This is a genomic window from Agrobacterium genomosp. 13 str. CFBP 6927, from assembly GCA_900012615.1.
In the GTDB taxonomy this organism is placed as follows: Bacteria; Pseudomonadota; Alphaproteobacteria; order Rhizobiales; family Rhizobiaceae; genus Agrobacterium.
In genome coordinates this window covers 2,421,750-2,443,807 of record LT009756.1, presented here as the reverse complement: position 1 = coordinate 2,443,807, position 22,058 = coordinate 2,421,750, and the positions used below count along the sequence as shown (strand labels likewise).

Here is a 22,058-nt window from a genome sequence, read left to right as displayed (position 1 = left end):
CCATGTTAGGGAACGCGACGACAAAAATCCTGCACAATCATCATGTCATTCGTAAAACAGGCAGATGCGCCGGCCGTCTATCTCATTGACGCGGATCGGCATGTCATAGATGTCCTTGAGGACGTCCGGACGAATGATCTCTTCCGCCGGCCCCTGATGGCAGATGCGGCCTTCGCGCATGGCGATGATGGTGTCGGAATACCAGGAGGCGAAGTTGATGTCGTGCAGCACCAGAACCACGGTCTTCTTCAGCTCGTCGGCGGCCTTGCGCATGATCTTCATCATACCGGAGGCGTGTTTCATGTCGAGATTGTTGAGTGGCTCGTCGAGCAGCACGTAATCGGTATCCTGGCACAGAACCATGGCCACGAAGGCGCGCTGGCGCTGGCCGCCGGAAAGCTCGTCCAGAAACCGGCCGGCAAGGGCTTCGAGATTGAGATATTCCAGCGCCCGGTCGATATGGACCTTGTCCTCAATGGTGGGGCGGCCCTTGGAATAGGGGTAACGGCCGAAACCGACGAGATCGCGCACTGTCAGGCGCGAAGAGATGTGGTTGTCCTGCCGCAATATGGAGAGCCGCTTGGCCAGCGTATCGGAAGGGGTTTTCGTGACATCCAGACCGTCCACCGTCACCGTTCCGGCATCCATCGACATCAGCCTTGCGACGATGGAGAGCAGCGTCGATTTTCCCGCACCATTCGGCCCGATGATGGAGGTGACGCCGCCTGCCGGAATGGAGACGGAGACGCCATCGACGACGAGGCTGTCGCCATAGGATTTGCTGATCTGACTGGCGATGATCATCGCGCACCCCGCTTCAAAATAAGACCGATAAAGACGATGCCGCCGAGAAATTCGATGATGATCGAGAGCGCCGTATCGAAGGCGAAGACCCGCTCCAGCACCACCTGGCCGCCGACGAGGCAGATCACGGCGATGAGGATTGCGGCCGGCAGCACATAGGCGTGTTTGCCATTGCCGGTGAGATAATGGGCAAGGGCTGCGACCAGCAGGCCGAAGAACATGACCGGGCCGACCAGCGCCGTGGAGACGGCGACAAGCACCGAGACCAGCACGAGGATGATGGTGACCGTGCGCTTATATTCGACCCCGAGGCTGATGGCCGTTGCGCGGCCGAGCGAGAGGACGTCGAGCGTGTGCATGAGCCTGAGCCCGATGATGGTCACCACGCCTATGATGACGGCGGAGACGGCAAGAAGCGTCGGATCGATGGAATTGAAGCTGGCGAACAGCACATCCTGCAGCACCGTATATTCATTGGGGTCCAGCACGCGTTGCATGAAGCCCGAGAGGCTGCGGAAGAAGACGCCGAAAACGATGCCGACCAGCACGAGAAGATGCAGGCTGCGTTCCGCGCCGACGAAAAGCCAGCGATAGAGCAGGGCGGAAAAGGCGACGAGCAGGCTGGTTTCGGCGAGAAATTTCAGCTGCGGATCGATCATGACGACGGTTGCCGAGCCGAAGACGAAGATCAGCCCGGTCTGCATCAGCACATAAAGCGAATCGAAACCCATCACCGAAGGGGTGAGGATGCGGTTGTTGGTGACCGTCTGGAACAGCACGGTGGAGACCGCGATCGCATAGGCCACCAGCAAGAGCGACAGAAGCTTGATGCCGCGAAACGGCAGCACGAAACTCCAGCTTCCCTTGGCGCCCAGCGTCATGAAGGCGGCCATGGAGATGAGTGCGAATGCCGCAAGCACCAGCAGAACGGTCTTTGCACGCCGGTCGGGATGTCTCTCACGCATGGTGGCGTTTCCGCAGCAGAAGATAGAGGAACAGCGCGCTGCCGATGACGCCGACCACGGTTCCGATGGGTATTTCGTAAGGCGCACGCACGGTCCGGCCGATGATGTCGCAGGAAAGCACAAAGACCGCGCCCAGCGTCGCCACCCAGGGTACCGAGCGGCGCATATTGTCGCCGATCATCAGGCTGACGACATTCGGCACGATCAGGCCGAGAAACGGGATCATGCCGACGGTGACGACGACGACCGCGCTCACCAGCGAGACGATGGTGAGGCCGAGCGCCATCACCCGGCGATAGTTGAGGCCGAGATTGGTGGTAAAATCGCGGCCCATGCCGGCGACGGTGAAGCGGTCGGCGGCGAGATAGGCGGCGATGGCGAAAAGGAAGCCGATCCACAGCAATTCATAACGGCCGCGCAGCACGCCGGAAAAATCCCCCGTCATCCATGCGCCCAGCGATTGCAGCAGATCAAAACGATAAGCGAAGAAGGTGGTGACGGCGGAAATGACGCCGCCCAGCATGATGCCGATCAGCGGCACCAGCAGCACATCGCGCAGCGGGACTTGCCGTAGGATACGCAGGAACAGCGCGGTTCCGGCGAGCGCGAAGACGGCGGCCACCAGCATCTTGCCGAAGATCGGCGTGTTCGGCGCCAGCAGGGTGACGGTGAGAAGGCCGAGGCCGGCGGATTCGGTGGTGCCCGCCGTCGAAGGTTCCACGAAGCGGTTACGCACCAGCATCTGCATGATGAGCCCGGCAATCGCCATTGAGCTTCCGGCCAGTATCAGCGCCAGCGTGCGCGGAATGCGGCTGACGAGCAGCACGCGCAGCGCGTCCGCGCTGGTATCAGGCGAAAAGAGCGTGGCGAGTGAGACATTGCTGACGCCGACGAACAGGCTGGTGATGGCGAGCACCAGGGCCAGAAGAAGGGCAAGGATGAGAGACAGGGATTTCACTTCGGCGGTTTTTCGAAAATGGTGAAAGCTCCCGGTGGCTTGGCAGGCTGTCGAAACAGTTGTTCGACCTCTCCTTTGTCATCCTCGGGCTTGACCCGAGGATCCACAACCTGACGCGTGATGGATCCTCGGGTCAAGCCCGAGGATGACGTCGGGTGTGGAGCAGCCTTCAGGATCGGATGCCCGGCAGTCTTTACGACTTCTTCTCGGAGACGGCCGTGTAGACCTGATCGAGCAGGGTGGAGAGCGCCGTATAACCGCTGCTGACGATATAGGCCGCCTGCGGATCGAGATAAACGATCTGCTTTTTCTTCCAGGCATTGGTCTGGTGCACCAGCTCGTTATCCAGCACCTGCGCGGCGGCCTTGCCGGGGTCGGTGGCGCGGCCGATGCCGGCGTCGCGGTCGATCACGAATAGCCATTCGGGATTGACCTCGGCCAGATATTCGAAGGAGACGACATCGCCGCGGTCGAAGCGGTCGTCGATGTCGGCGGCAACCGGCTTGAAGCCGATTTCGGTATGCAGCCAGCCGGTGCGCGAGCTCGGGCCATAAACGCCGACCTTGCCGGCATTGGTGAGGAGGATCATCGCCGTGCCGGAGTTGGGCGCGATTTCCTTCAGCTTCGCCACTTTTTCATCAATGGCGGCGTCGAGCTTCCTGGCTTCTTCCTGCTTGCCGAAGATATCGCCGAGCTTGGTGATGTTGGCTTTCACGCTGCCGATGAATTCCTTGGAATCCACCGACATGTCGATGGCGGGCGTGATCTTCGCAACGTCTGGATATTTCGCCCGCGAACGGCCGCCGACGATGACGAGATCGGCCTCGGCCGCATTGATCGCCTCATAATCGGGCTCAAACAGCGTGCCGACCTTCAGATATTTGCCATCGGCATATTTCTGCAGATAGGTCGGCAGGTTGGAGTTGACCACACCTGTGGGCTCGACACCGAGCGCATCGAGATTGTCGAGCGAGGGAATATCGAGAACCAGAACCTTCTTCGGCGCGGCCTTCAGCACGGTTTCGCCCTGCGCGTGCCTGATCGTCATTTCTTCGGCACTTGCCGTCATCGCGCCGAGGCTGAAGGCGGCTGCCGCCAGCAGCCGAACGGGGAAGGTGAAGTTGATGGCCACTGATATGTCCCTTGCAATATGGTTCCGAGCCGGCGGAAGCGATCCCCCCGGGTTAACTTGATGTTGGCGATCAGCTTTATTGGCAAGGTCGGCGGAAATCAAAATTATGTTTTAGAACGGTTCTGAATTGCCGTGAGCGGGAAAGGGGGGCCGCGCGTAGCAAGACTCGTTGTGATCGCCGGACGTAGGACGCAGCCTAGCCACGACATCCGTCATGCCGGACTTGATCCGGCATCCAGCCGACGCGCGTCTGCGCGGCGATGAGGGTTCTTTCAGCCCAAGGACTTGGGCTGGCTGGATGCCGGATCAAGTCCGGCATGACGGGGTCTCAATGGAAGCAACAGGTAAGCAGGTTCCCCTCACTCCGGTGGCCAGTCGCCGACGATTTCGCGTCTCTCCAGTTTCAGGGAGCGGTCCGGTTGCACGCGGTAGGTTTCGATGGCCAGCCGCCCGTCGCCCATGACGAATTCATTGCTGAGCGTGCTGCCGATGGGGGATTTGGTCAGTTTGGTGCGCGGCTGTCCGCCATAGGTGATGCTGCCGGGAATGGGTTCGACATCGGTGGCGGTGGTGCAGCCGGTAAGCGCCAGAACCATCATGATCGCGATCGTGCGCATGTTTTTCTCCTGCGTTTGGGGCGGAATCATATCATGGCCGCGCCTGCGCCACACATCCCGTTGGCGTGAATAAAAAAGCCCCGCATCCGAAGATACGGGGCCAGTTGCCTTGGGAGGCTTTTGGTTTCTCAGTCCTCGTTGGCGGCAAGCTGCGTCAGCACCTCGCCACGGCCGCGGATACGCATGATAAGCGGGATGATGAAGGCGGCTGCCGCGACAGCGAACAGGCCGACGGCGATGGGTGAGGTGAACAGCACCGTCGGATCGCCCTGGCCGATGGCGAGCGCGCGGCGAAGCTGCTGTTCAGCAAGCGGGCCGAGGATCAGGCCGACGACCGCAGGCGCAATCGGATAACCGAAGATGCGCATGACGTAGCCGAGGATACCGAAGGCGAGCAGCATGCCGAGTTCGAATACCGACGGGTTGGCGCCAATGGTGCCGAGCGTCGCGAACAGCAGAATACCCGCATAAAGCCAGGGCTTCGGAATGGTCAACAGCTTCACCCACAGGCCGACGAGCGGCAGGTTCAGAACCAGCAGCATCAGGTTGGCGATGAACAGGCTGGCGATCAGACCCCAGACGAGCTGCGGATTGGTGGCGAACAGCAGCGGGCCAGGCTGCAGGCCAAACTGCTGGAAACCGGCGAGCATGATGGCGGCGGTCGCCGTCGTCGGCAGGCCGAGTGTCAGGAGCGGCACGAGCGTACCGGCGGCGGACGCGTTGTTGGCCGCCTCCGGACCGGCAACGCCTTCAATGGCGCCATGGCCGAATTCTTCCGGATATTTGGTCAGCTTCTTTTCAGTGGCATAGGACAGGAAGGTGCCGATTTCAGCGCCGCCCGCCGGCATGGCGCCGATGGGGAAGCCAATCAGGGTGCCGCGCAGCCAGGCTTTCCAGGAACGCGCCCAGTCCTGCGCACTCATCCAGACCGAACCCTTGACGGCTTCGACCTTGTCGTCGCCAGTCTGGCCCTGCGCGACAATGAAAAGCGTCTCGCCAATGGCGAACATGGCGACCGCAAGCGTCGTCACTTCGACGCCGTCGAGCAGGTCGGGAATGCCGAAGCTCATGCGCGTCTGGCCGGTAAGCTGGTCGATGCCGACGATGGCGAGCGCAAAGCCGATGAACAATGAGGTGAGACCGCGCAGCGCCGAATCCCCGAAGGCGGAGGAAACGGTGACGAAAGCCAGCACCATCAGCGCGAAATATTCGCGCGGGCCGAAAACCAGCGCCAGCTTGACGATAAAGGGTGCAACGAAGGCCAGCGCGATGGTGGCGATGAGGCCGGCGACGAAGGAGCCGATGGCGGCGGTGGCCAGCGCCGGGCCGCCTCTGCCCTTGCGGGCCATCTTGTTGCCTTCGAGCGCTGTGACGATCGAGGCGCTTTCGCCCGGCGTGTTGAGCAGGATCGAGGTGGTCGAGCCGCCATACATGCCGCCATAATAGATGCCGGCGAACATGATGAGCGAACCGGCGGGATCGAGCCTATAGGTGACGGGCAGAAGCAGCGCCACGGTCAGCGCAGGGCCGATGCCGGGCAGGACGCCGACGGCGGTGCCGAGCGTGACGCCGATCAGCGCATAGAGCAGGTTCATGGGTTGGGCGGCAACCTCAAGACCGTGCAGCAGGAATTCAAAGGTACTCATGGACAGATGTCCCCCTGTCGGGCGGAACGGCTGGCTTTTGCGTCATCACGCGCCAATTGTTCCTGTGATCTCGAATTTTGGTCGGAATGGCTGTTAGAAGAGCAGCCGTTCCAGAGGCCCGGCGGGCAGTGAAAGCTGCAGCAGCCGCGCGAAAATGAACCAGATGAAGAAGCTCAGGGCGATGCCGATGGGGATCGAATACCAGAGCTTGCGTTTGCCGAAGGCGCGCGCCGTAAAGGCGAAGAGCAGGCCGGTGGCGATGGAGAAACCGGCAATGTTCAGCAGCAGCATCTGTGCGGCAAGGCCGGCGACGACCCAGATAACCGGGGCGATTTCCTGTTTGTCGCGTTCGGGAAAATCACCGCGCCAGGCCTCGATGGCTGTCCACAGCGCCAGGCCGATAAGACAGAAGCCGATAGCGTAAGGCACCGTTGCCGGGCCGACCGGCGAATAACCGGTGACGCTGGCGAGACGCGCGCTGTCCCAGAAGATCACCGAGGCGATGATGACGAGGAAGATGGCGATCGCCAGCGCCGCCCAGTCAGGGCGGCGCTTTTGATGCTGCGAAGGGTTAGAACCCTGGCTCATTTTACCAGTCCGATGTCTTTGAGGATGGCGGCGGTGGCGTCGGTATCCTTGGCGAGCTGCGCCTTGAATTCGTCACCGGCGAGATAGGTGTCCATCCAGCTCTTGGTCTTCAGGGTTTCCTGCCACTTGGCAGACTTCACCAGCTTTTCGATGTCGGCATTGACGGCCTTTTCCTGTTCCGGCGTCAGGCCGGGAGGAGCGGCGACCATGCGCCAGTTCTGGACGACGACATCAAGGCCGCTTTCCTTCAGTGTCGGCGCATCAACGCCTTCCAGCTTCTCTTCACTGGAAACCGCGAGCAGGCGCAGCGTGCCGGCCTTTACCTGGCTTTCGAATTCGCCGTAGCTCGAAATACCGGCAGTCACCTGCGAGCCGAGGATCGAGGCAAGCGCTTCGCCGCCGCCGGAATAAGCGATGTAGTTGATCTTGGTCGGATCGACGCCGGCCGCCTTGGCAATCAGGCCAACCGCGATGTGGTCGGTGCCGCCAGCAGAGCCGCCGCCCCAGGAAACGCTGCCCGGATCCTTCTTGAGCTGGTCGACGAGGTCGCCGATGGTCTTCAGCGGCGAGGATGCCGGAACGACGATGGCTTCATATTCGCCGGTCAGACGGGCGATCGGTGTTACTTCCTTAAGCGTGACGGGCGCGTTGTTGGTGAGGATCGCGCCGACCATCACGTAACCGCCGACGATGAGGGCGTTCGGGTTGCCCTTCTGCTGGCTGGCGAATTGTGCAAGACCGATGGTGCCGCCGGCGCCCGGTACGTTCTGCACCTGAACGCTCTTGGAAATGCCTTCTTCCTGCAGCACGCTCTGCAGGGAGCGCGCGGTCTGGTCCCAGCCGCCGCCGGGATTGGCCGGCGCGATGATGGTGTAATCCGCTGCAACCGCCGGAAGAGCGATCACGCCCGCCAGAAATGTGCCGATAAGAAAATGCTTCACTTGGAAAACCCTCCTCAGGATGCCCTTTTGGGCGTCGTTTTTCGTTTATGCGGGGGGCTTTTCGGACGCGTCTGTACCGGCGCTGAATGCTCAGCGTGGGGCCTTGCAACCGTCCTGGATTTCCTCCCGCATCTTCTTCCGCCTCCACGGAATGAAGAAGGATTGCAGAGCATCACAAAAAGCTGTCATCTAACTGACGCTACGCAAGTCCTTGCGCATTTACTCTCTATTAATTTGTATCGGACGTCTACTGTGGCGTGTGGGATGGCGGTTTCAAAGTTTGCCGCTCCCTCATCCCTGTGCCTGTCACAGGGATCCAGCCGGCGCGCGTCTACGCGGCGAGAGGAGTCCTTTCAGCCCAAAGACTGTGGCTGGCTGGATTCCTGTGACAAGCACAGGAATGAGGAATGGTGGGGCGCTCAAACCTACTGCGACCGCAACGCCTCGTTCCAGCGCTCGATCAGGCGGCTGCGTTTGACCTGATCCAGATAGACCATCAGGCCGGGGCTGACCGGGACCGGGCGCAATTGCGCGCCGTGGATGGCCTGCATGGTGTTGGCGGTGTTCTCGCCCGCCACTTCCGGGCTGACGGCGGGGATCTGCAACTGCCGGGCCATGATCGTCTGGCCCTCCTTGGACATGAAGAATTCCAGATAACGGCGGCCGAGCGCCGGGTTGGCGGCGGCTTCCGGCACCAGACCGATGCGCGACATGACGACGGTATAGTCTTTCGGCAGCACGATGCCGACATCGGGGTGGCGCGAGGCCCAGTCCGCCGCATAGGAGCCGAGAATATTGTAGCCCAGCACGAAACGACCGTCGGAAACACGTTCCAGAATGGCCGAGGAGGTGGAATAGACCTTCACGCCCGCCGCGCCCATGGCCTTGATGACGCTCCATATATCGCCGAACTGTTCCTGATCCCGTGACATGAACAGGAAGCCGACACCGGAGCGTTCGATGTCGTAAGTGGCGATGCGGCCGTGGATTTCCTTTGCATGACGCTCGAGATAATCCACGAATTCGGCACGGGTGGCGGGCGGTTTTTCGGTGGTGAAGCTCGGCTTGTGATAAACGAAGACTGCAGGTTCGAAGGTCAGCGCATAGGCGGTGTTGCGCCAGTTGGCCCAGGCAGGCCAGCGGGCGCTCATGGCGAGATCCGAGCGCTGGGCATAACCGTCATTGCTCAGTTTTACCTGCAAATCCATGGCGGAGGAAAAGGCGAAATCGGCGGTCTTTTTGCCGGCATCGGTTTCCTTCACGATGCGGTCGTAAATCTCGCCCGTCAGCATATCCTCATAATGGACGGCGATATCGGGATTGGCCTTCTGGAAACCCTCGATCATCGGCGTCGCCAGTGGTTCATCCAGCGAGGAATAGACCACCAGCGTCTCGGCATCCGCCTTGCCGGAGGGTGCCGGAAAGATGGCGACTTGCGCAAGGGCGGGCGAGGCCATGCAAAGACAGAGACAGAGGAGAAGGCAGATACGCATGGAAAAGATCATGCAGCAGGCGCTGGCCATTCACAAGCGGTAAGGGTCTGGTTAAACTCGGCAATGCTGTGGGAGGGAAGATTTGCGTATTTTGCTGGTCGAGGACAATCAGGTGCTGTCGGAGGGGCTGTCGGCACTTCTGCGCGGCAGCGGTTATGCGGTGGATGTGGTGTCCGATGGCGCTTCCGCCGATGCGGCGATTGCGGCTGAAAGCTTCGATCTGGTCATTCTCGATCTCAACCTGCCGGAAATGGACGGTATCGAGGTGCTGCGCTCCATGCGCTCGCGCCAGGACAAGGCGGCGGTGCTGATCCTGACGGCGCGCGGCACGCCAGAGGAAAAGGTCAAGGGGCTCGATCTTGGCGCTGACGACTACATGATCAAGCCTTTCGACATCACCGAATTCGAGGCGAGGGTACGGGTGCTGCTGCGCCGCAATGCCGGTCTGCGCTCCTCGGCGCTGAGTTTCGGCAAGGTGCTGTTCGATCTCAATTCCCGCACCTTTTCGGCGGATGGGCGCCCGCTCGATATTCCGGCGCGCGAGGTGGCGCTGCTCGAAGTGCTATTCATGCGGGCCGGCAAGGTCGTCGCCAAGGAAGCCATCGTGCAGTCGCTGACCGGCTTCGACGACGATATTTCCGCCAATGCCATCGAGCAATATGTCAGCCGCCTGCGCAAGCGGCTCGCGCCTCACGGGCTGACGGTGAAGACAGCGCGCGGCATTGGTTATTATCTCGAAAAGCTGCCGGAGATGGCTGAATGAGACAGGCCGCCTATTCGCTCAGGCGGCGACTTTTAGGCTGGCTTCTCATTTCCACCGCCATCATCGGCTGTGTTGCGCTGACCGATACATGGCGCGAGGCGGTCAATACCGCCAATGTCGTTTCAGACCGGGTGCTATCAGGTTCCGCACTTGCCATCGCCGAGCGTGTGGTGGTTGCAGAAGACGGCTCGCTGGAAGTCGACATTCCCTATGTGGCACTGGAAATGCTGACATCGGCCGCACAGGACCGGGTGTTTTACCGTGTCGACGGGCCGAACGGGCAATTCCTCACCGGCTACCAGAACCTGCCGACGGTGGAGAACCCGGCAGGTGATACCCCCGCCTATCGCGATGCCGTGTTCCGCGACGAGCCGATCCGCATCGCTGCGATCAGGCGTTTCGCTTCCACCGGCATCAATTCCGTACCTTTTTCCGTAACGGTTGCCGAAACCACCATTGCCCGCAGCCAGCTGGCGCAGGCGATCATCCTGCGCTCTGCGCTGCGCCTGCTGTTGATGATCGTCGGGGCGGCGATCATCGTCTGGATCGCGGTGACGATTTCGCTGCGCCCGCTTTACCGGCTCAGCGAAGCCATTGCCGAGCGCAGCCCGAACGACCTGCACCCCATCCGCCAATCCGTGCCGGTGGAGGTGGAAAACCTGGTGGAAACGGTCAATTCCTTCATGGTGCGGCTGCAATCGGCGCTCGATGCCCTCCGGCATTTCACCGGCAATGCCAGCCACCAGCTGCGCACACCGCTTGCCATCATCAGCACCCAGCTTGCGCTTTCAGCCCGTGCGGGAAGTTTAGAGGAAGCGCAGGCGGCGGCGCTGAAGGGCGGGGCGTCCGTGGCCCATGCCGAACATATCCTCGCGCAGCTGCTGCGCATGGCCAATATCGATGCCGCCGGTTCGAGCGAAAAGCATGATTTTTCCGCGATCGATCTCGTGGCCGTTGCGCAGAATGTGACGGCCGATTTCGTGCCGCGTGCGGCGGAGGCCGGCATCGATCTCGGTTTCGAAGGCGAGGGCGAGGCGGCCATTCTCGCCGAACCACTCCTCATCGGCGAGCTGATCGGCAATCTTGTTTCCAACGCCATCAATTACGCCGGGCGCGGGGCGGAAGTCACCGTGCGTGTCGGCAGGGAGACGGGCACCGTCTGGCTGGAAGTGGAGGATAACGGCCCCGGCATTCCACCGGAAAAACGCGCCATGGTGCGCCAGCGCTTCGCCCGTGGCGAAGCCAACGCCGCCCCCGGCGCCGGCCTCGGCCTCGCCATCATCGAAGAGATCGCCGGGCTGTTCGGCGGGCGGCTGACGCTGGAGGATGGCGCGGAGGGGCGTGGGCTGAGGGCGCGGGTGGTGTTCGGTGGCGTGGAAAAGGCGCCATAACCCGTCGGTTTATCAGGCGGCCGTGTCTGCAGGCGATTTCGCCACCAGCGAGAGCCTGTAGCCCAGCGCGTCCGCGACCTTGGCAATCGTCGCCAGTTCCGGATTTCCTTCACCGCTCAACGCCTTGTACAAGGTCTGGCGGGGAAGGCCGGTTTGTCTCGAAAGGTCGGTCATACCCTTGGCCCGCGCCACGACGCCCAGCGCATGCGCAAGTTCCTGTGCGTCGCCGCTCTCTGTGGCGTCGGCGATGTAAGCGGCAAGCGCTTCGTCACTATCAAGATAACGGGCAGCATCGTAATCGCGTGTCACAAGTGGCATGGTCTCACTCCTTGAGCGCTCTGGCCAGTTTCTTGGCTCTGGCGATGTCGCGGGACTGTGACGCCTTGTCGCCGCCACACAGCAATATGATGACGACATCGCCGTGCTGGACAAAATAGACCCGATATCCGGGTCCAAGGTCGATCCTGAGTTCGCTGACGCCTTCGCCAACCGGTTTCACGTCTCCGGGATTGCCGTCCGCCAGCCGGTAAATGCGGCGTGCGATGCGGGCGCGCGTCTGCACATCGCGCAGACCCGCCAGCCAGTCGGCAAACTCGCTTGTTTCCCGGATCGTGAGCATGGCCGAATGTAAACTGTGGTTGTCATTTCGTCAATGACGAAGGTTTCACCCCATCCGCTCGGAAGCATAACTTCCCGGGCTTGGCGGGAAGACGACGGTGCGGTTGCCGTTGATGAAGGTGCGGTGGTGGATATGGGCGTGGATGGCCCGGGCCAGCACCTGGCTTTCGACATCGCGACCGAGCGAGACATAATCGTCGGCGCTCTGGGCGTGGGTGATGCGCACCGTGTCCTGCTCGATGATCGGGCCTTCGTCGAGATCGGCGGTGACGTAGTGGGCCGTGGCACCGATCAGCTTCACGCCGCGCTCATAGGCCTGCTTGTAGGGGTTGGCGCCCTTGAAGGAGGGGAGGAAGGAGTGGTGGATGTTGATGATCTGGCCCGACATCTTGCGGCACAAGTCGTCGGAGAGCACCTGCATGTAACGGGCGAGCACCACCAGTTCGGTGCCGCTCGTCTCGATAAGGTCCATCAGCTGCGCTTCGGCCCTGGGCTTGTTCTCCTTCGTCACCTTGATGTGGTGGAAGGGAATGTCGTGGTTGACCACCACTTTCTGATATTCGAAATGGTTGGAGACGACGCCGACGATATCGATGGGCAGCGCGCCGATCTTCCAGCGGTAGAGCAGGTCGTTGAGGCAATGGCCGAAGCGCGACACCATCAACATTGTCTTCATGCGCTGGCCGTCGCCGTAAATGCGGGCCTCCATGCCGAATTTTTCGGCCACCGGCTGAAAGCCCTCGGTGATTGCCTGCAGCGTGGCGCCTTCCTCGGAAATGAAGGAGACGCGCATGAAGAACTTGCCGGTCTCGAGGTCATCGAACTGCGAACTGTCGATGATATTGCAGCCCTTTTCCGCCAGATAACCGGAAATCGCGGCGACGATGCCGCGGGTCGATTTGCAGGCTACTGTCAGAACATAGGATGTCATCGTTTTCCCTCAAAGACTTTGCACCGGATGAGCCGGCGTAATTGGCGCGTTCCATAGCGCAGCTCTGCGGCGGAGCAAAGCGCCAAGAAGAATGCAGCCAAAGTCATAGGACGGGAAATGGGTGCGCGCCGTGCCGGAAGCGACATGGAATGTTCCACTGCCAGCACGGCGGTGTGCGTTGTTGCGGCGAGCCGCGGCCGCCTCAGGCGCGGCGCAGCCGCATGACCGCGCGGCCGCGGCCGTCGATCAACTCCAGCGTGCCCCGGCGCGGCTCCAGCCTGAAGGAACGCGCGCCTTCCAGCGCTTCGATGAATTGCCGTTCCTGGCGCATGATATCGGGTGCGCAGGCCATCTGTGTGGAAATCATCCGGCCGAAATTGACGCGGTTGCGGCTGATCTTCACTTCACCGCCGATGCCGTTGCAGCCGGCATTGCCGGAAACGCGGCCTTCGCGGGAAATTTCCAGCGTCGCCTCACGGCGGCCGCGAACCCGTTCGCCGCGAATGTCCTGCACCAGCCAGCGTCCGTCGATACCGGCTTCCGGCTCCGGCCTGCCCGGGCCTGCCCCAACGCGCTCAAGCACGAGGTCGGTATCGTCGCGACCGCCGGTCAGCACCGAATAACGGCGGGTGGTGGTGAAAAGCAGCCGGTCGCGGTCGCGGATTTCGGCGCTCAGCGCATAGGAGCGGCGGGCGCGGATATCGCGGTCGTCATAACGCAGCACGAAGGGCACGGGCACCTGCCCGCGCGGGCGGATGGTCGTTTCGGCGATCGTCTGCGAAGGCGCATCCGCGAGCGACACATCGATAAGGCGCACGGTGACGGTCACGCCCGGGGGCAGGGCGATCCGCTCGCGATAGGATACGCTGCCGCGCAGGCTTGCCGGTGCGGCAGCTGCGCCGCCCGCTGCAAAAAGCGGTGCAAGCGCGACAAGCCCGGCGAAACTGCGGCGCGAAAGAAGTGGCTGGCGGTCGTTCATGATGCTTGCTCCGTGCTGGTGCTGGTCGAATTTCAGCGGATCATAAAAAACGGCACTGAACGGGCGATGAACCGGTGGAGGGGGCGTCAGGGAGATGTTTCCACTCACGACAAGTTTTTTTCTCGCGGGCGGGGTGTTGAGGAAGCTTTCCATATCCTCGACGTCATCCTCGGGCTTGACCCGAGGATGACGGAGGAAAGGTTCTTCATCAACAGCGGCACCGCCGCCAGAGGTGGCGGTTTTTTACTTTCGCTGGCCTCAGCCGCGCAAACCGTCCCGCAGCGCTTCGAACTTCGCCAGCTGATCGCCGCGCAGTTCCTTGTTCTCGTCACGGCGGACGAAAATCTTGAACATGGCGCCGCCCGCGGCATTCATGAACCAGACGGAACAGGAGCGCCGGCCGTGGAAACCGCGATCGACGAAAGTGATGCCGGCGCAATTGTCCTTCTTGATGTGACCGCCGATGGGGCTGTCGCCATGAATGTTGAACCAGCCGTGGCTTTCGCTGCCTTCCGGCAACTCGCCCGGCACTTCCAGCACGATATCGCCGGTCTGGACGATCATCAGGACTTCGCCCCAGCCGCGCATCTCGTTCCAGATCGCGTCGAAGCGGTCGGCGGGCGCGGAAACGGCCGCACCCTCGGGCAGGATCGCCAGAATCTCGGCAGGCGTCACCTCGGCCTTGGCGGCGATGGCTTCCACGATGCCATCAGGCTTTTCGGCGAGCGCCGCGGCGGCGCGAGCCTGCCTGTCGTCGTCGTTTTTTTGGGCTGCGATGCTCATCGGGCGGCCTCAGGCGGCAATCGAACGGCGTTCGCCATTCTTGTCTTCGTGGATGATGACGTCAAAACCTTCAAAATGCGGGCCGGAGAGATATTCCACCTTGCCGCGGTTTTCGCCGGCCTTGGCGTGGGCGGCGCGGAACTGTTCGGATTTCGTCCAGGCGAGGAAATCGTCCTTGGTGGCCCAGACGGTGTGCGAGGCATAAAGCGTGTGGTCATCCGCCTTCGGGCCTTTCAGCATGTGAAATTCGATGTAACCCGGCAATTCGCTGAGGTGCGATTTGCGCTCGCGCCAGATGGATTCGAAGGTTTCCTCGTAACCCGGCACGACACGAAAACGGTTCATTGCGATAAACATGAAATTCTCCCTTTAAGTTTCCAGTTTCAGTCAGGATATCCAGCCGTGGCCAAGTTGGAAAGAGGCTCACGGCAAAGCGAACAAAATTACTCCACTTATCGATTGCGCCTTCTATAAACATGTGCAAATAACTCAAGTTAAATAAGATGGGCAGGCCCATATCTGCCCGTGCCAGCTTGTGTTTCAGGATAGCGCCATGTTGAACTTTCGCCTTCGTCCGTTCGTTTTCGCCGCCCTCGTGCCTGCCGTGATCGCGGTTGCCGCGCCCGGTGCGCAGGCCTCTGACAAGGGCAATCCGGAGGCGAAACGCATCGTTGCCGTCGGCGGCACGGTGACGGAAATTCTCTATGCCCTGGGCGCTGAAGACCGCATCGTTGCGCGCGACAGCACCAGCAGCTATCCGGCGGATGCGCTTTCGAAGCCCGATATCGGCTATATGCGGGCGCTGTCGTCGGAGGGCATTCTGTCACAGAAGCCCGATCTCATCCTGTCGGAAGACGGTTCCGGCCCGGCGGATGTCATCGCCATCCTCAAGGCCAGCGCGGTGCCTTTCGTCACCGTCGATACCCCGCCGAGCGGCGATGCTATTGCGAAGAAGATCGAGGATGTCGGTGTGGCGGTCGGTCTTTCCGACAAGGCGAAGGCGCTGGCCGCAGAGACCAAAGCCGGGCTGGACGCGCTGGCCAAGGACGTGTCGGCCGTGCCTGAAAAGAACAGGAAGCGTGTGCTCTTCGTGCTTTCCAGCGCCGGCGGCCGCATCATGGCGGCAGGCAAGGACACCGAAGCAGCCGCAATCATCGAGATGGCCGGTGGCATCAATGCCGCGCAGGAAATCAGCGGTTACAAGCCGCTCACGGATGAGGCAGTCATTGCCTCAGCACCGGATGTGGTGTTGACCATGGCGCGTGGCGACCATGCCGCCAAGGCGGCCGAGATTTTCGCACTTCCCGCCTTCCAGTCCACGCCGGCTGCTGCAAGCAAGGCACTCATCAGCATGGACGGGCTTTATCTCATCGGTTTCGGCCCACGCACCCCGGCCGCCGGCCGTGAACTGGCGAACAAGCTTTACCCGGAGGCGGTGAAGCCGTGAGCCTCGCCGTCTTGAGTTCCACCGAAGGCGCCGCACCGGGTGACAGGTCCCGTCAGGGTGCCATCACCCTCGCGGTGCTTGTCGGCATTCTGCTGTTTGCCTGTGGTGTGTCGCTTGTCAGCGGTCCCACGGGTGTCGGCATTTCCGAACTCTGGGCTTATCTTACCGGCGGTGCTGCGGAACTCGATGCGCGCGACAGGGTCATTCTCGAGGCGGTGCGCCTGCCGCGCACGGCGCTCGGCATGTTGATCGGCGCGGGGCTTGGCGTCTCGGGCGCGATGATGCAGGGGCTGTTCCGCAATCCGCTTGCCGATCCCGGCATTGTCGGCGTCACTTCGGGTGCCGCGCTGTTTGCGGTTGCGGCCATTTCTCTCGGGGAAGGCGCGCTTGCCACGGTCGCCGTGTTTTTCGGCCCGCATTTCCTGCCGCTGATGGCGTTTTTCGGCGGGCTTTTGAACACCTGGGTGCTTTATCTCATCGCCACGAAGGACGGGGCGACCTCCACCACCACGCTCATTCTGGCCGGTATCGCGGTGGCGGCAATCAGCGGTGCGCTGACGGGCCTGATGATCTTCGTGGCCGACGACCGGGCGCTGCGCGACATCACCTTCTGGTCGCTCGGTTCGCTCGGCGGGGCCACACCCGCCAAGGTGCTTGCCACCCTGCCGTTCATCGTCGTCGTGCTCGCCATCATTCCCTTCGTTGCCAGGGGGCTGGATGCGCTGATCCTTGGCGATGCCGCCGCTTTTCACATGGGCATTCCCGTGCAGCGGCTGAAGCGGGTCGTCATTCTGGCCGTTGCCGCCGCCTGCGGGGCAAGCGTGGCGGCTGCGGGCTCCATCGGTTTTGTCGGCATCGTCGTGCCGCATCTTTTACGGCTTGCCATTGGCCCGTCGCACCGCTTCCTGTTGCCCGCCTCGGCGCTTGGCGGCGCGGCACTTCTGCTTCTGGCCGATAGTTTCGCCCGCACCGTCGCGTCACCGGCGGAATTGCCCATCGGTGTCGTCACGGCGCTCATCGGCGCGCCGGTCTTCCTGTTCCTGCTGCTTGGCCGCGGCAGCTTTTCCATGCGGAACATGCCATGATCCGGGCCGAAAACCTCACCCTCATCCGTTCCGGCCGCCGCCTGCTCGACGCGGTCAACGTCGATCTGAAGCCGGGCAAGGTCAATGTCATCATCGGCCCGAACGGCGCCGGAAAATCGACACTGATGAAGGTTCTCTCAGGCGAGATGCGCGCCGAGGCCGGGTCGGTGACCTATAATGACATCGCCCTACCGTTGTTCACACCGGTTCAGCTTGCGCGCCTCAGGGCCGTGCTGCCGCAGAATACCCAGCTTGCCTTTCCCTTCACCGCGCTTGAAATCGTGCGCATGGGCGCTGTTGCACAAGGGTCGCGTGCGCCGGAAGAGCAGGCCCGCCGGGCGCTCACCAAGGCCGGGCTTCGCGGGTTCGAGCAGCGTTCCTACAACATGCTGTCGGGCGGCGAGCAGCAGCGGGTGCAATTTGCCCGCGCTCTCGCGCAGGTGCCGCATCCCGTGGAAAACGGCGAGGTAAGGGCGCTGTTTCTGGATGAGCCGACGGCCAGTCTCGATATTGGCCACCAGATAGCGGTGCTGGAAACGGCGCGCGATTTCGCCGCTGGCGGGGGTCTGGTGCTTGCCATCCTGCATGATCTCAACCTTGCGGCGGAATTTGCCGATCAACTTATCGTCATGCATGGCGGCCGGGTGACGGCGAGCGGGCCGTCGCTGGAAACCATCAGCGACGAGATGATCGCAAGGGTCTATGGCATTGGCGGCGTCGTCGGCCGGCTGCCGGCGCGGCATATTCCTTACGTGCTGCCGCAATCGCGGCACCGCTGAGGCGGGGTCGCGATCAGCTTTCCGGCCGGGTGACGATGAAGAGTGCGGAACCCAGCATGACGACGGCGACGATGGCTGCGCGCAGAAGCGGCGGGTCGCTCAGGAACCAGAAGGCGGCATAACTTACCGACATTGCCGAGAGTGCGGCGATCTTCGCCTTGCGGGCGATTGCGCCGCGCTCGCGCCAGCGGCGAAGCGAGGGGCCAAATCTGGGATGGGCCAGAAGCCATGCCTCCAGTTTCGGCGAAGAGCGGGAAAAGCACCAGAGCGCCAGAAGCAGGAACGGCGTGGTTGGCAAAACGGGAAGAAACGCGCCGACGATGCCGGTCGCGACCATAAGCCAGCCAAGACAGAGGTAAAGAAGGCGCATGGATATGCCGGTATCATGAGTTCTCTACTCATGATAGAGCGGCGTGGTGAAAACTCTGTGCCGTGTTGCCGCAGGCCCTTGGCCGCAAGGGAAAACCGGCGGCTTTCACCATCACATTTGCCGTGATCGAACCGTTGCCCGCCGTGGCAAGGCGCCTTTAGGGTTGAAAGCGCGGCGCTCTGTCTTTATCCCCTTGGTCCGCATGCCCGGAAGATAACCGGGCCACGACGAGGTAAGAAGCAGAAGGAAACACCATGGCCAAGTTGATCCACTCGATGGTCCGGGTGCTGGACGAAAAGCGTTCGGTGGAATTTTACACGCAGGCTTTTGGGCTCGAGGTTGCGGAACGCGCCGAGTTCGAAAACTTCACGCTGATCTATCTCAGCAATGCCGAAGGCGATTTCGAGCTGGAACTGACCGTCAACCGTGGTCGCGAAGTGCCCTATGCGCTGGGCGACGGCTATGGCCATCTCGCTGTCAGCGTTGCCGATGTGGATGGCGAGCATCAGCGTTTCATCGAGCTTGGCCTGTCCCCGGGCAAGATCATCGAAGCCGACTATAAGGGCCAGCCTTTCGCGAAATATTTCTTCATTTGCGATCCCGACGGCTACAAGATCGAAGTGCTGCAGCGCGGCAACCGGTTCAAATAAAAAGAGGCACATCATGGCAGAGGCAGGCGTCAAACTCGAAGATAGCTGGAAACGCGTTCTTTCCACCGAATTCGCCAGCCCCTACATGCTCAAGCTGAAAGATTTCCTGCTTGCCGAAAAAACCGCCGGCAAGCGCATCTTTCCCAAGGGCGCGGAATATTTCCGGGCGCTGGATCTGACGCCGCTGGACCAGGTCAAGGTCGTCATTCTGGGGCAGGACCCCTATCACGGGCACGGGCAGGCGCATGGCTTGTGTTTTTCCGTCCAGCCTGGCGTGCGCATTCCGCCCTCGCTCGTCAATATCTACAAGGAATTGCAGGCCGACCTTGGCATCCGGCCGGTCAATCACGGCTTTCTGGAAAGCTGGGCGAAACAGGGCGTGCTGCTGCTCAACAGCGTGCTGACGGTGGAAGAATCACGCGCGGCCTCGCATCAGGGGCAGGGCTGGGAAAAATTCACCGATGCCGTCATCCGCGCCGTCAACGACGAATGCGACCATGTGGTTTTCCTGCTCTGGGGTTCCTATGCCCAGAAGAAGGCGGCCTTCGTGGATCAGCGCAAGCATCTCGTGCTGCGCTCGCCGCACCCGTCACCACTTTCGGCCCATAACGGCTTTTTCGGCAACGGCCATTTTTCCAAGGCAAACGCCTTTCTCGTCTCCAACGGCCGTCAGCCGATCGACTGGCAATTGCCGGAAACGGCTTAAGCGATTTTACCAGCCCCTCCATCATTCCGGCCTTGAGCCGGAATCCAGGTGCGCGCATCCGCGCGCCGCGAAGAGTCCTTTCAGCCCAAGGACTTGGGCTGGCTGGATTCCGGCTCAAGGCCGGAATGACGGGGAGTGCAGCAAACATCTTTACAGCGTAGTCGCGTCCGGTTTAAGAATACTCGACTACAAAGTGAAGGATTTATGCCCGTGTCTCTTCTGTCTGCCGAAACTTCTGTCTCGCTGCCCGATCCCGCGTCGATTGTCGATGCTTTCGAGGATCATTTCTCCGAACATATGGAGATGGAGCGGGAAGGGACGACCGTGCGTTTCAAGGCGGAATATGGCCATGGCAGCTTCAGCGCCGAAGGCGGCCGGTTTGCCGCCCGGGTCAGCTGCGTGTCCGAACATATATTGATGTCAGTGAAGGCCATGGTGGCCGAGCATATTGTCGAGTTTTCCGGCAAGACGGGGCTCGATTTCCGCTGGAGCGGCCACGGCGCCTATCAGCGCGAGCTGCCCAATCTTTTCGTCGGCAGGGTTGCCCGCGCCTATAATCTGACGCCGCATATGCGCCGGCTCGTGGTTTCCGTTGAAAGCGGCATTGAAAGGCTCGTCACCGGCGGCATGCATGTCCGCCTGCTGCTGGTGCCGGATCAGGCCCGTGTACCGGTCTGGCCTTATCTCGCCCCCACCGGCGCCATCGTCTGGCCGGCGGGTGACGATCTTCTGACCCGGCGCGTCTATACCATCCGCTCCGGAGATGTCGGTCGCGGCGAGGTGGATATCGATTTCGTCATGCATGAGGGCGATGACATGCCGGGCGCGAATTTCGGCGCCACGGCAAAGCCGGGCGACGTTCTCGGCATCATCGGTCCGAGCGGCACTTGCCCGGAGGCGGACCGTTATGTCTTTGCCGGTGACGAGACAGCGCTGCCGGTGATGCTGCGCATGGCGGCGGAAATGCCGGCCGGCAAAAAGCTCAGCGTTTACGCTGAAATCGACGACGAGGTGGAACGGCAGGAGATCGTCTCAGCCGCCGATGTCGAATGGACATGGCTTTACCGTCGCGGCAAGCCCGCCGGCACCGCCGGCCTGATCGAACAGGCGCTGCGCAGCCATGCATGGACGGGTGAACACGAAGGCCTGCATGTCTTCGTCGCCTGCGAGAAATCCGAGGCGAGGGCGGCGAAATCCTTCCTCACCGACGAGATCACCTTCCCCAAGGCGTCGCTGCGCGCCGTCGGTTACTGGACCATGGGCCTTGCCGACGATCATTGATCTGTGCCTTTAGGCTTGGTTGAACAGTAGGTTTGATCGTTCACCAATCGGGAACAATCCGTTCCTGTTGCCGGTCTATGCCTGCCGCGCCTCTTACCCCATCTTTACGCCATGAACAGGGTGGGCCCGATTGCGAGGCCTGCCAGTGCGAAAGGGGTTTACCATGCTGAACCAGATCAAGGGCCTGCACCACGTCACCTCCATGGCGGCGAGCGCACGGCAGAACAATGGCTTCTTCACCGATACGCTCGGGCTGCGCCGGGTGAAGAAGACCGTCAATTTCGACGCGCCTGACGTCTATCATCTTTATTATGGCGATGAGCTCGGCACACCCGGCTCCGTCATGACCTATTTCCCGTTCCCGCATATCGCCCGTGGCCGTCCCGGCACCGGTGAAGTGGGCACCACGCTGTTTTCCGTCCCGGAAGGATCGCTCGGCTACTGGCAGGAGCGTCTTGCGAAGGCCGGCGTGGATGGCATGAAGGCCGACGAGGCCTTCGGCGACAAGCGCGTGCATTTTGCCGGTCCGGACGGAGACGGTTTCGCGCTGGTCGAGGTCAGGGACGACAGCCGCGCGCAGTGGATCGGCAATGGCGTCGGTGCGGATCAGGCGATCCACGGCTTTCAGGGTGCCTCGCTGCGACTTCGTGATGAAGGGGCGACGGCCGAACTGCTGAAATTCATGGGTTATCAGGAAGTGGATCGTCAGGACGGCGTTCTGCGCCTCGGTATTCCCGGTGGCAACGGTGCTGACTTTATCGACATCGAAACCATGCCGAATATTTCCGGCGCACGCCTGGGTGCGGGGTCCGTGCACCACATCGCCTTTGCGGTCGAAAACCGCGAAAAGCAGCTGGAAGTGCGCAAGGCGCTGATGGATACGGGCTATCAGGTGACGCCGGTGATCGACCGCGACTATTTCTGGGCGATCTATTTCCGCACGCCGGGCGGCGTGCTGTTCGAGGTTGCGACCAACGAGCCCGGTTTCGACCGGGACGAGGACACCGCCCATCTCGGCGAAGCGCTGAAATTGCCGACCCAGCATGCGCATCTGCGCTCCGTGCTGGAAAAGCAGCTGGAGCCGCTGGGGGATGAGAAGGCGGTTTAACCTCTCGATAGCGTTTAGCGGGA

At 61.6% G+C, this 22,058-nt stretch carries 25 protein-coding genes; 9 read left to right on the top strand and 16 right to left on the bottom strand.

Translation table 11 applies throughout. The annotated features are described in order from the left end of the window. Positions 1–45: 45 nt before the first annotated feature. The 9 genes from AGR13A_RS12200 to AGR13A_RS12155 all read right to left on the bottom strand — a co-directional run bounded on the left by AGR13A_RS12200 (position 46) and on the right by AGR13A_RS12155 (position 9,174). Positions 46–804 carry an iron ABC transporter ATP-binding protein gene (locus AGR13A_RS12200; RefSeq protein WP_080835853.1) on the bottom strand — a complete coding sequence of 253 codons (759 nt, stop codon included), beginning with the start codon at positions 802–804 and terminating at the stop codon, positions 46–48. Continuing rightward, the gene (locus AGR13A_RS12195; RefSeq protein WP_080835850.1) at positions 801–1,769 is read right to left on the bottom strand and encodes an iron chelate uptake ABC transporter family permease subunit; all 969 of its coding nucleotides are present in this window, start codon (positions 1,767–1,769) and stop codon (positions 801–803) included. The genes AGR13A_RS12200 and AGR13A_RS12195 overlap by 4 nt, the downstream gene beginning before the upstream one ends. Next, positions 1,762–2,727 (bottom strand): ABC transporter permease, encoded by a 966-nt coding sequence (locus AGR13A_RS12190; RefSeq protein WP_080835848.1) that lies wholly within the window; start codon positions 2,725–2,727, stop codon positions 1,762–1,764. The genes AGR13A_RS12195 and AGR13A_RS12190 overlap by 8 nt, the downstream gene beginning before the upstream one ends. Positions 2,728–2,920: 193 nt before the next feature. Beyond that, entirely contained in the window at positions 2,921–3,859 is a 939-nt protein-coding gene (locus AGR13A_RS12185) for a siderophore ABC transporter substrate-binding protein (protein WP_080835846.1), read from the bottom strand. Positions 3,860–4,218: 359 nt separating this feature from the next. Next, a complete protein-coding gene (locus tag AGR13A_RS12180) occupies positions 4,219–4,476 on the bottom strand; it encodes a hypothetical protein (RefSeq protein WP_080835841.1) in 258 nt (85 codons plus the stop codon). Positions 4,477–4,604: 128 nt separating this feature from the next. Further along, on the bottom strand, positions 4,605–6,122 hold the full coding sequence (locus AGR13A_RS12175) for a tripartite tricarboxylate transporter permease (RefSeq protein WP_003491896.1): 1,518 nt from the start codon (positions 6,120–6,122) through the stop codon (positions 4,605–4,607). Between the two features lie 93 nt (positions 6,123–6,215). After that, positions 6,216–6,710, bottom strand: coding sequence for a tripartite tricarboxylate transporter TctB family protein (locus tag AGR13A_RS12170; RefSeq protein ID WP_003491894.1), 495 nt, complete (start codon positions 6,708–6,710; stop codon positions 6,216–6,218). Beyond that, complete coding sequence (locus tag AGR13A_RS12165) at positions 6,707–7,651, bottom strand: Bug family tripartite tricarboxylate transporter substrate binding protein (RefSeq protein WP_035228016.1); 945 nt, start codon at positions 7,649–7,651, stop codon at positions 6,707–6,709. The genes AGR13A_RS12170 and AGR13A_RS12165 overlap by 4 nt, the downstream gene beginning before the upstream one ends. Before the next feature lie 425 nt (positions 7,652–8,076). Next, positions 8,077–9,174, bottom strand: a complete 1,098-nt coding sequence (locus tag AGR13A_RS12155) for an ABC transporter substrate-binding protein (protein WP_374701829.1) — start codon at positions 9,172–9,174, stop codon at positions 8,077–8,079. A 52-nt stretch (positions 9,175–9,226) separates the two neighbouring features. On the opposite strand from AGR13A_RS12155, the gene AGR13A_RS12150 reads away from it, so the two are divergent. Together AGR13A_RS12150 and AGR13A_RS12145 are read left to right on the top strand one after the other, a co-directional pair. Then, positions 9,227–9,907, top strand: a complete 681-nt coding sequence (locus tag AGR13A_RS12150) for a response regulator (RefSeq protein WP_003491888.1) — start codon at positions 9,227–9,229, stop codon at positions 9,905–9,907. Continuing rightward, on the top strand, positions 9,904–11,298 hold the full coding sequence (locus AGR13A_RS12145) for a sensor histidine kinase (RefSeq protein ID WP_080835835.1): 1,395 nt from the start codon (positions 9,904–9,906) through the stop codon (positions 11,296–11,298). The genes AGR13A_RS12150 and AGR13A_RS12145 overlap by 4 nt, the downstream gene beginning before the upstream one ends. 12 nt (positions 11,299–11,310) lie before the next feature. Here AGR13A_RS12145 and AGR13A_RS12140 read toward each other — a convergent pair whose 3' ends face one another. The 6 genes from AGR13A_RS12140 to AGR13A_RS12110 form a co-directional block, all read right to left on the bottom strand. Next, a complete protein-coding gene (locus AGR13A_RS12140) occupies positions 11,311–11,616 on the bottom strand; it encodes an addiction module antidote protein (protein WP_026363923.1) in 306 nt (101 codons plus the stop codon). A gap of 4 nt (positions 11,617–11,620) precedes the next feature. Next, positions 11,621–11,917 (bottom strand): type II toxin-antitoxin system RelE/ParE family toxin, encoded by a 297-nt coding sequence (locus AGR13A_RS12135; RefSeq protein ID WP_080835831.1) that lies wholly within the window; start codon positions 11,915–11,917, stop codon positions 11,621–11,623. A 45-nt stretch (positions 11,918–11,962) separates the two neighbouring features. Beyond that, entirely contained in the window at positions 11,963–12,847 is an 885-nt protein-coding gene (gene purU / locus AGR13A_RS12130) for a formyltetrahydrofolate deformylase (RefSeq protein WP_003491882.1), read from the bottom strand. Positions 12,848–13,049: 202 nt separating this feature from the next. Continuing rightward, positions 13,050–13,826 (bottom strand): YbaY family lipoprotein, encoded by a 777-nt coding sequence (locus tag AGR13A_RS12120; RefSeq protein WP_080836813.1) that lies wholly within the window; start codon positions 13,824–13,826, stop codon positions 13,050–13,052. Positions 13,827–14,084: 258 nt separating this feature from the next. Further along, on the bottom strand, positions 14,085–14,609 hold the full coding sequence (gene hutX, locus AGR13A_RS12115; RefSeq protein ID WP_080835828.1) for a heme utilization cystosolic carrier protein HutX: 525 nt from the start codon (positions 14,607–14,609) through the stop codon (positions 14,085–14,087). A 9-nt stretch (positions 14,610–14,618) separates the two neighbouring features. After that, positions 14,619–14,966, bottom strand: coding sequence for an antibiotic biosynthesis monooxygenase family protein (locus tag AGR13A_RS12110; RefSeq protein WP_003522597.1), 348 nt, complete (start codon positions 14,964–14,966; stop codon positions 14,619–14,621). 196 nt (positions 14,967–15,162) lie between these two features. Here AGR13A_RS12110 and AGR13A_RS12105 point away from each other — a divergent pair, with 196 nt between their 5' ends. Genes AGR13A_RS12105 through AGR13A_RS12095 form a run of 3 tightly spaced genes read left to right on the top strand, consistent with a single transcriptional unit; the run spans position 15,163 to position 17,920 of the window. After that, positions 15,163–16,056 (top strand): heme/hemin ABC transporter substrate-binding protein, encoded by an 894-nt coding sequence (locus AGR13A_RS12105; protein WP_080835823.1) that lies wholly within the window; start codon positions 15,163–15,165, stop codon positions 16,054–16,056. Then, entirely contained in the window at positions 16,053–17,141 is a 1,089-nt protein-coding gene (locus tag AGR13A_RS12100; RefSeq protein WP_080835817.1) for a FecCD family ABC transporter permease, read from the top strand. The genes AGR13A_RS12105 and AGR13A_RS12100 overlap by 4 nt, the downstream gene beginning before the upstream one ends. Further along, positions 17,138–17,920 (top strand): heme ABC transporter ATP-binding protein, encoded by a 783-nt coding sequence (locus AGR13A_RS12095; protein ID WP_080835812.1) that lies wholly within the window; start codon positions 17,138–17,140, stop codon positions 17,918–17,920. Before AGR13A_RS12100 ends, AGR13A_RS12095 begins: the two co-directional genes overlap by 4 nt. A 13-nt stretch (positions 17,921–17,933) precedes the next feature. On the opposite strand, the gene AGR13A_RS12090 is transcribed toward AGR13A_RS12095, so the two are convergent. Beyond that, on the bottom strand, positions 17,934–18,290 hold the full coding sequence (locus AGR13A_RS12090) for a YbaN family protein (protein WP_080835808.1): 357 nt from the start codon (positions 18,288–18,290) through the stop codon (positions 17,934–17,936). 254 nt (positions 18,291–18,544) lie between these two features. On the opposite strand from AGR13A_RS12090, the gene AGR13A_RS12085 reads away from it, so the two are divergent. The 4 genes from AGR13A_RS12085 to AGR13A_RS12070 all read left to right on the top strand — a co-directional run bounded on the left by AGR13A_RS12085 (position 18,545) and on the right by AGR13A_RS12070 (position 22,035). Beyond that, positions 18,545–18,940, top strand: a complete 396-nt coding sequence (locus AGR13A_RS12085; protein WP_003491858.1) for a VOC family protein — start codon at positions 18,545–18,547, stop codon at positions 18,938–18,940. Between the two features lie 13 nt (positions 18,941–18,953). After that, complete coding sequence (ung, locus tag AGR13A_RS12080) at positions 18,954–19,646, top strand: uracil-DNA glycosylase (RefSeq protein WP_003491856.1); 693 nt, start codon at positions 18,954–18,956, stop codon at positions 19,644–19,646. 204 nt (positions 19,647–19,850) lie between these two features. Next, positions 19,851–20,927, top strand: coding sequence for a siderophore-interacting protein (locus tag AGR13A_RS12075; RefSeq protein ID WP_080835805.1), 1,077 nt, complete (start codon positions 19,851–19,853; stop codon positions 20,925–20,927). A 163-nt stretch (positions 20,928–21,090) separates the two neighbouring features. Further along, the gene (locus AGR13A_RS12070; protein ID WP_080835802.1) at positions 21,091–22,035 is read left to right on the top strand and encodes a VOC family protein; all 945 of its coding nucleotides are present in this window, start codon (positions 21,091–21,093) and stop codon (positions 22,033–22,035) included. The last annotated feature ends 23 nt before the right edge of the window (positions 22,036–22,058 follow it).

Excerpts from the sequence above, each read along its gene's own strand:
- AGR13A_RS12200 (WP_080835853.1), bottom strand. The coding sequence starts at position 804 with ATGATCATCGCCAGTCAGATCAGCAAATCCTATGGCGACAGCCTCGTC.
- AGR13A_RS12195 (WP_080835850.1), bottom strand. The coding sequence starts at position 1,769 with ATGCGTGAGAGACATCCCGACCGGCGTGCAAAGACCGTTCTGCTGGTG.
- AGR13A_RS12180 (WP_080835841.1), bottom strand. The coding sequence starts at position 4,476 with ATGCGCACGATCGCGATCATGATGGTTCTGGCGCTTACCGGCTGCACC.
- AGR13A_RS12175 (WP_003491896.1), bottom strand. The coding sequence starts at position 6,122 with ATGAGTACCTTTGAATTCCTGCTGCACGGTCTTGAGGTTGCCGCCCAA.
- AGR13A_RS12170 (WP_003491894.1), bottom strand. The coding sequence starts at position 6,710 with ATGAGCCAGGGTTCTAACCCTTCGCAGCATCAAAAGCGCCGCCCTGAC.
- AGR13A_RS12155 (WP_374701829.1), bottom strand. The coding sequence starts at position 9,174 with ATGGCCAGCGCCTGCTGCATGATCTTTTCCATGCGTATCTGCCTTCTC.
- AGR13A_RS12145 (WP_080835835.1), top strand. The coding sequence starts at position 9,904 with ATGAGACAGGCCGCCTATTCGCTCAGGCGGCGACTTTTAGGCTGGCTT.
- AGR13A_RS12140 (WP_026363923.1), bottom strand. The coding sequence starts at position 11,616 with ATGCCACTTGTGACACGCGATTACGATGCTGCCCGTTATCTTGATAGT.
- AGR13A_RS12135 (WP_080835831.1), bottom strand. The coding sequence starts at position 11,917 with ATGCTCACGATCCGGGAAACAAGCGAGTTTGCCGACTGGCTGGCGGGT.
- purU (WP_003491882.1), bottom strand. The coding sequence starts at position 12,847 with ATGACATCCTATGTTCTGACAGTAGCCTGCAAATCGACCCGCGGCATC.
- AGR13A_RS12120 (WP_080836813.1), bottom strand. The coding sequence starts at position 13,826 with ATGAACGACCGCCAGCCACTTCTTTCGCGCCGCAGTTTCGCCGGGCTT.
- hutX (WP_080835828.1), bottom strand. The coding sequence starts at position 14,609 with ATGAGCATCGCAGCCCAAAAAAACGACGACGACAGGCAGGCTCGCGCC.
- AGR13A_RS12110 (WP_003522597.1), bottom strand. The coding sequence starts at position 14,966 with ATGTTTATCGCAATGAACCGTTTTCGTGTCGTGCCGGGTTACGAGGAA.
- AGR13A_RS12105 (WP_080835823.1), top strand. The coding sequence starts at position 15,163 with ATGTTGAACTTTCGCCTTCGTCCGTTCGTTTTCGCCGCCCTCGTGCCT.
- AGR13A_RS12095 (WP_080835812.1), top strand. The coding sequence starts at position 17,138 with ATGATCCGGGCCGAAAACCTCACCCTCATCCGTTCCGGCCGCCGCCTG.
- AGR13A_RS12090 (WP_080835808.1), bottom strand. The coding sequence starts at position 18,290 with ATGCGCCTTCTTTACCTCTGTCTTGGCTGGCTTATGGTCGCGACCGGC.
- AGR13A_RS12085 (WP_003491858.1), top strand. The coding sequence starts at position 18,545 with ATGGCCAAGTTGATCCACTCGATGGTCCGGGTGCTGGACGAAAAGCGT.
- ung (WP_003491856.1), top strand. The coding sequence starts at position 18,954 with ATGGCAGAGGCAGGCGTCAAACTCGAAGATAGCTGGAAACGCGTTCTT.
- AGR13A_RS12075 (WP_080835805.1), top strand. The coding sequence starts at position 19,851 with ATGCCCGTGTCTCTTCTGTCTGCCGAAACTTCTGTCTCGCTGCCCGAT.
- AGR13A_RS12070 (WP_080835802.1), top strand. The coding sequence starts at position 21,091 with ATGCTGAACCAGATCAAGGGCCTGCACCACGTCACCTCCATGGCGGCG.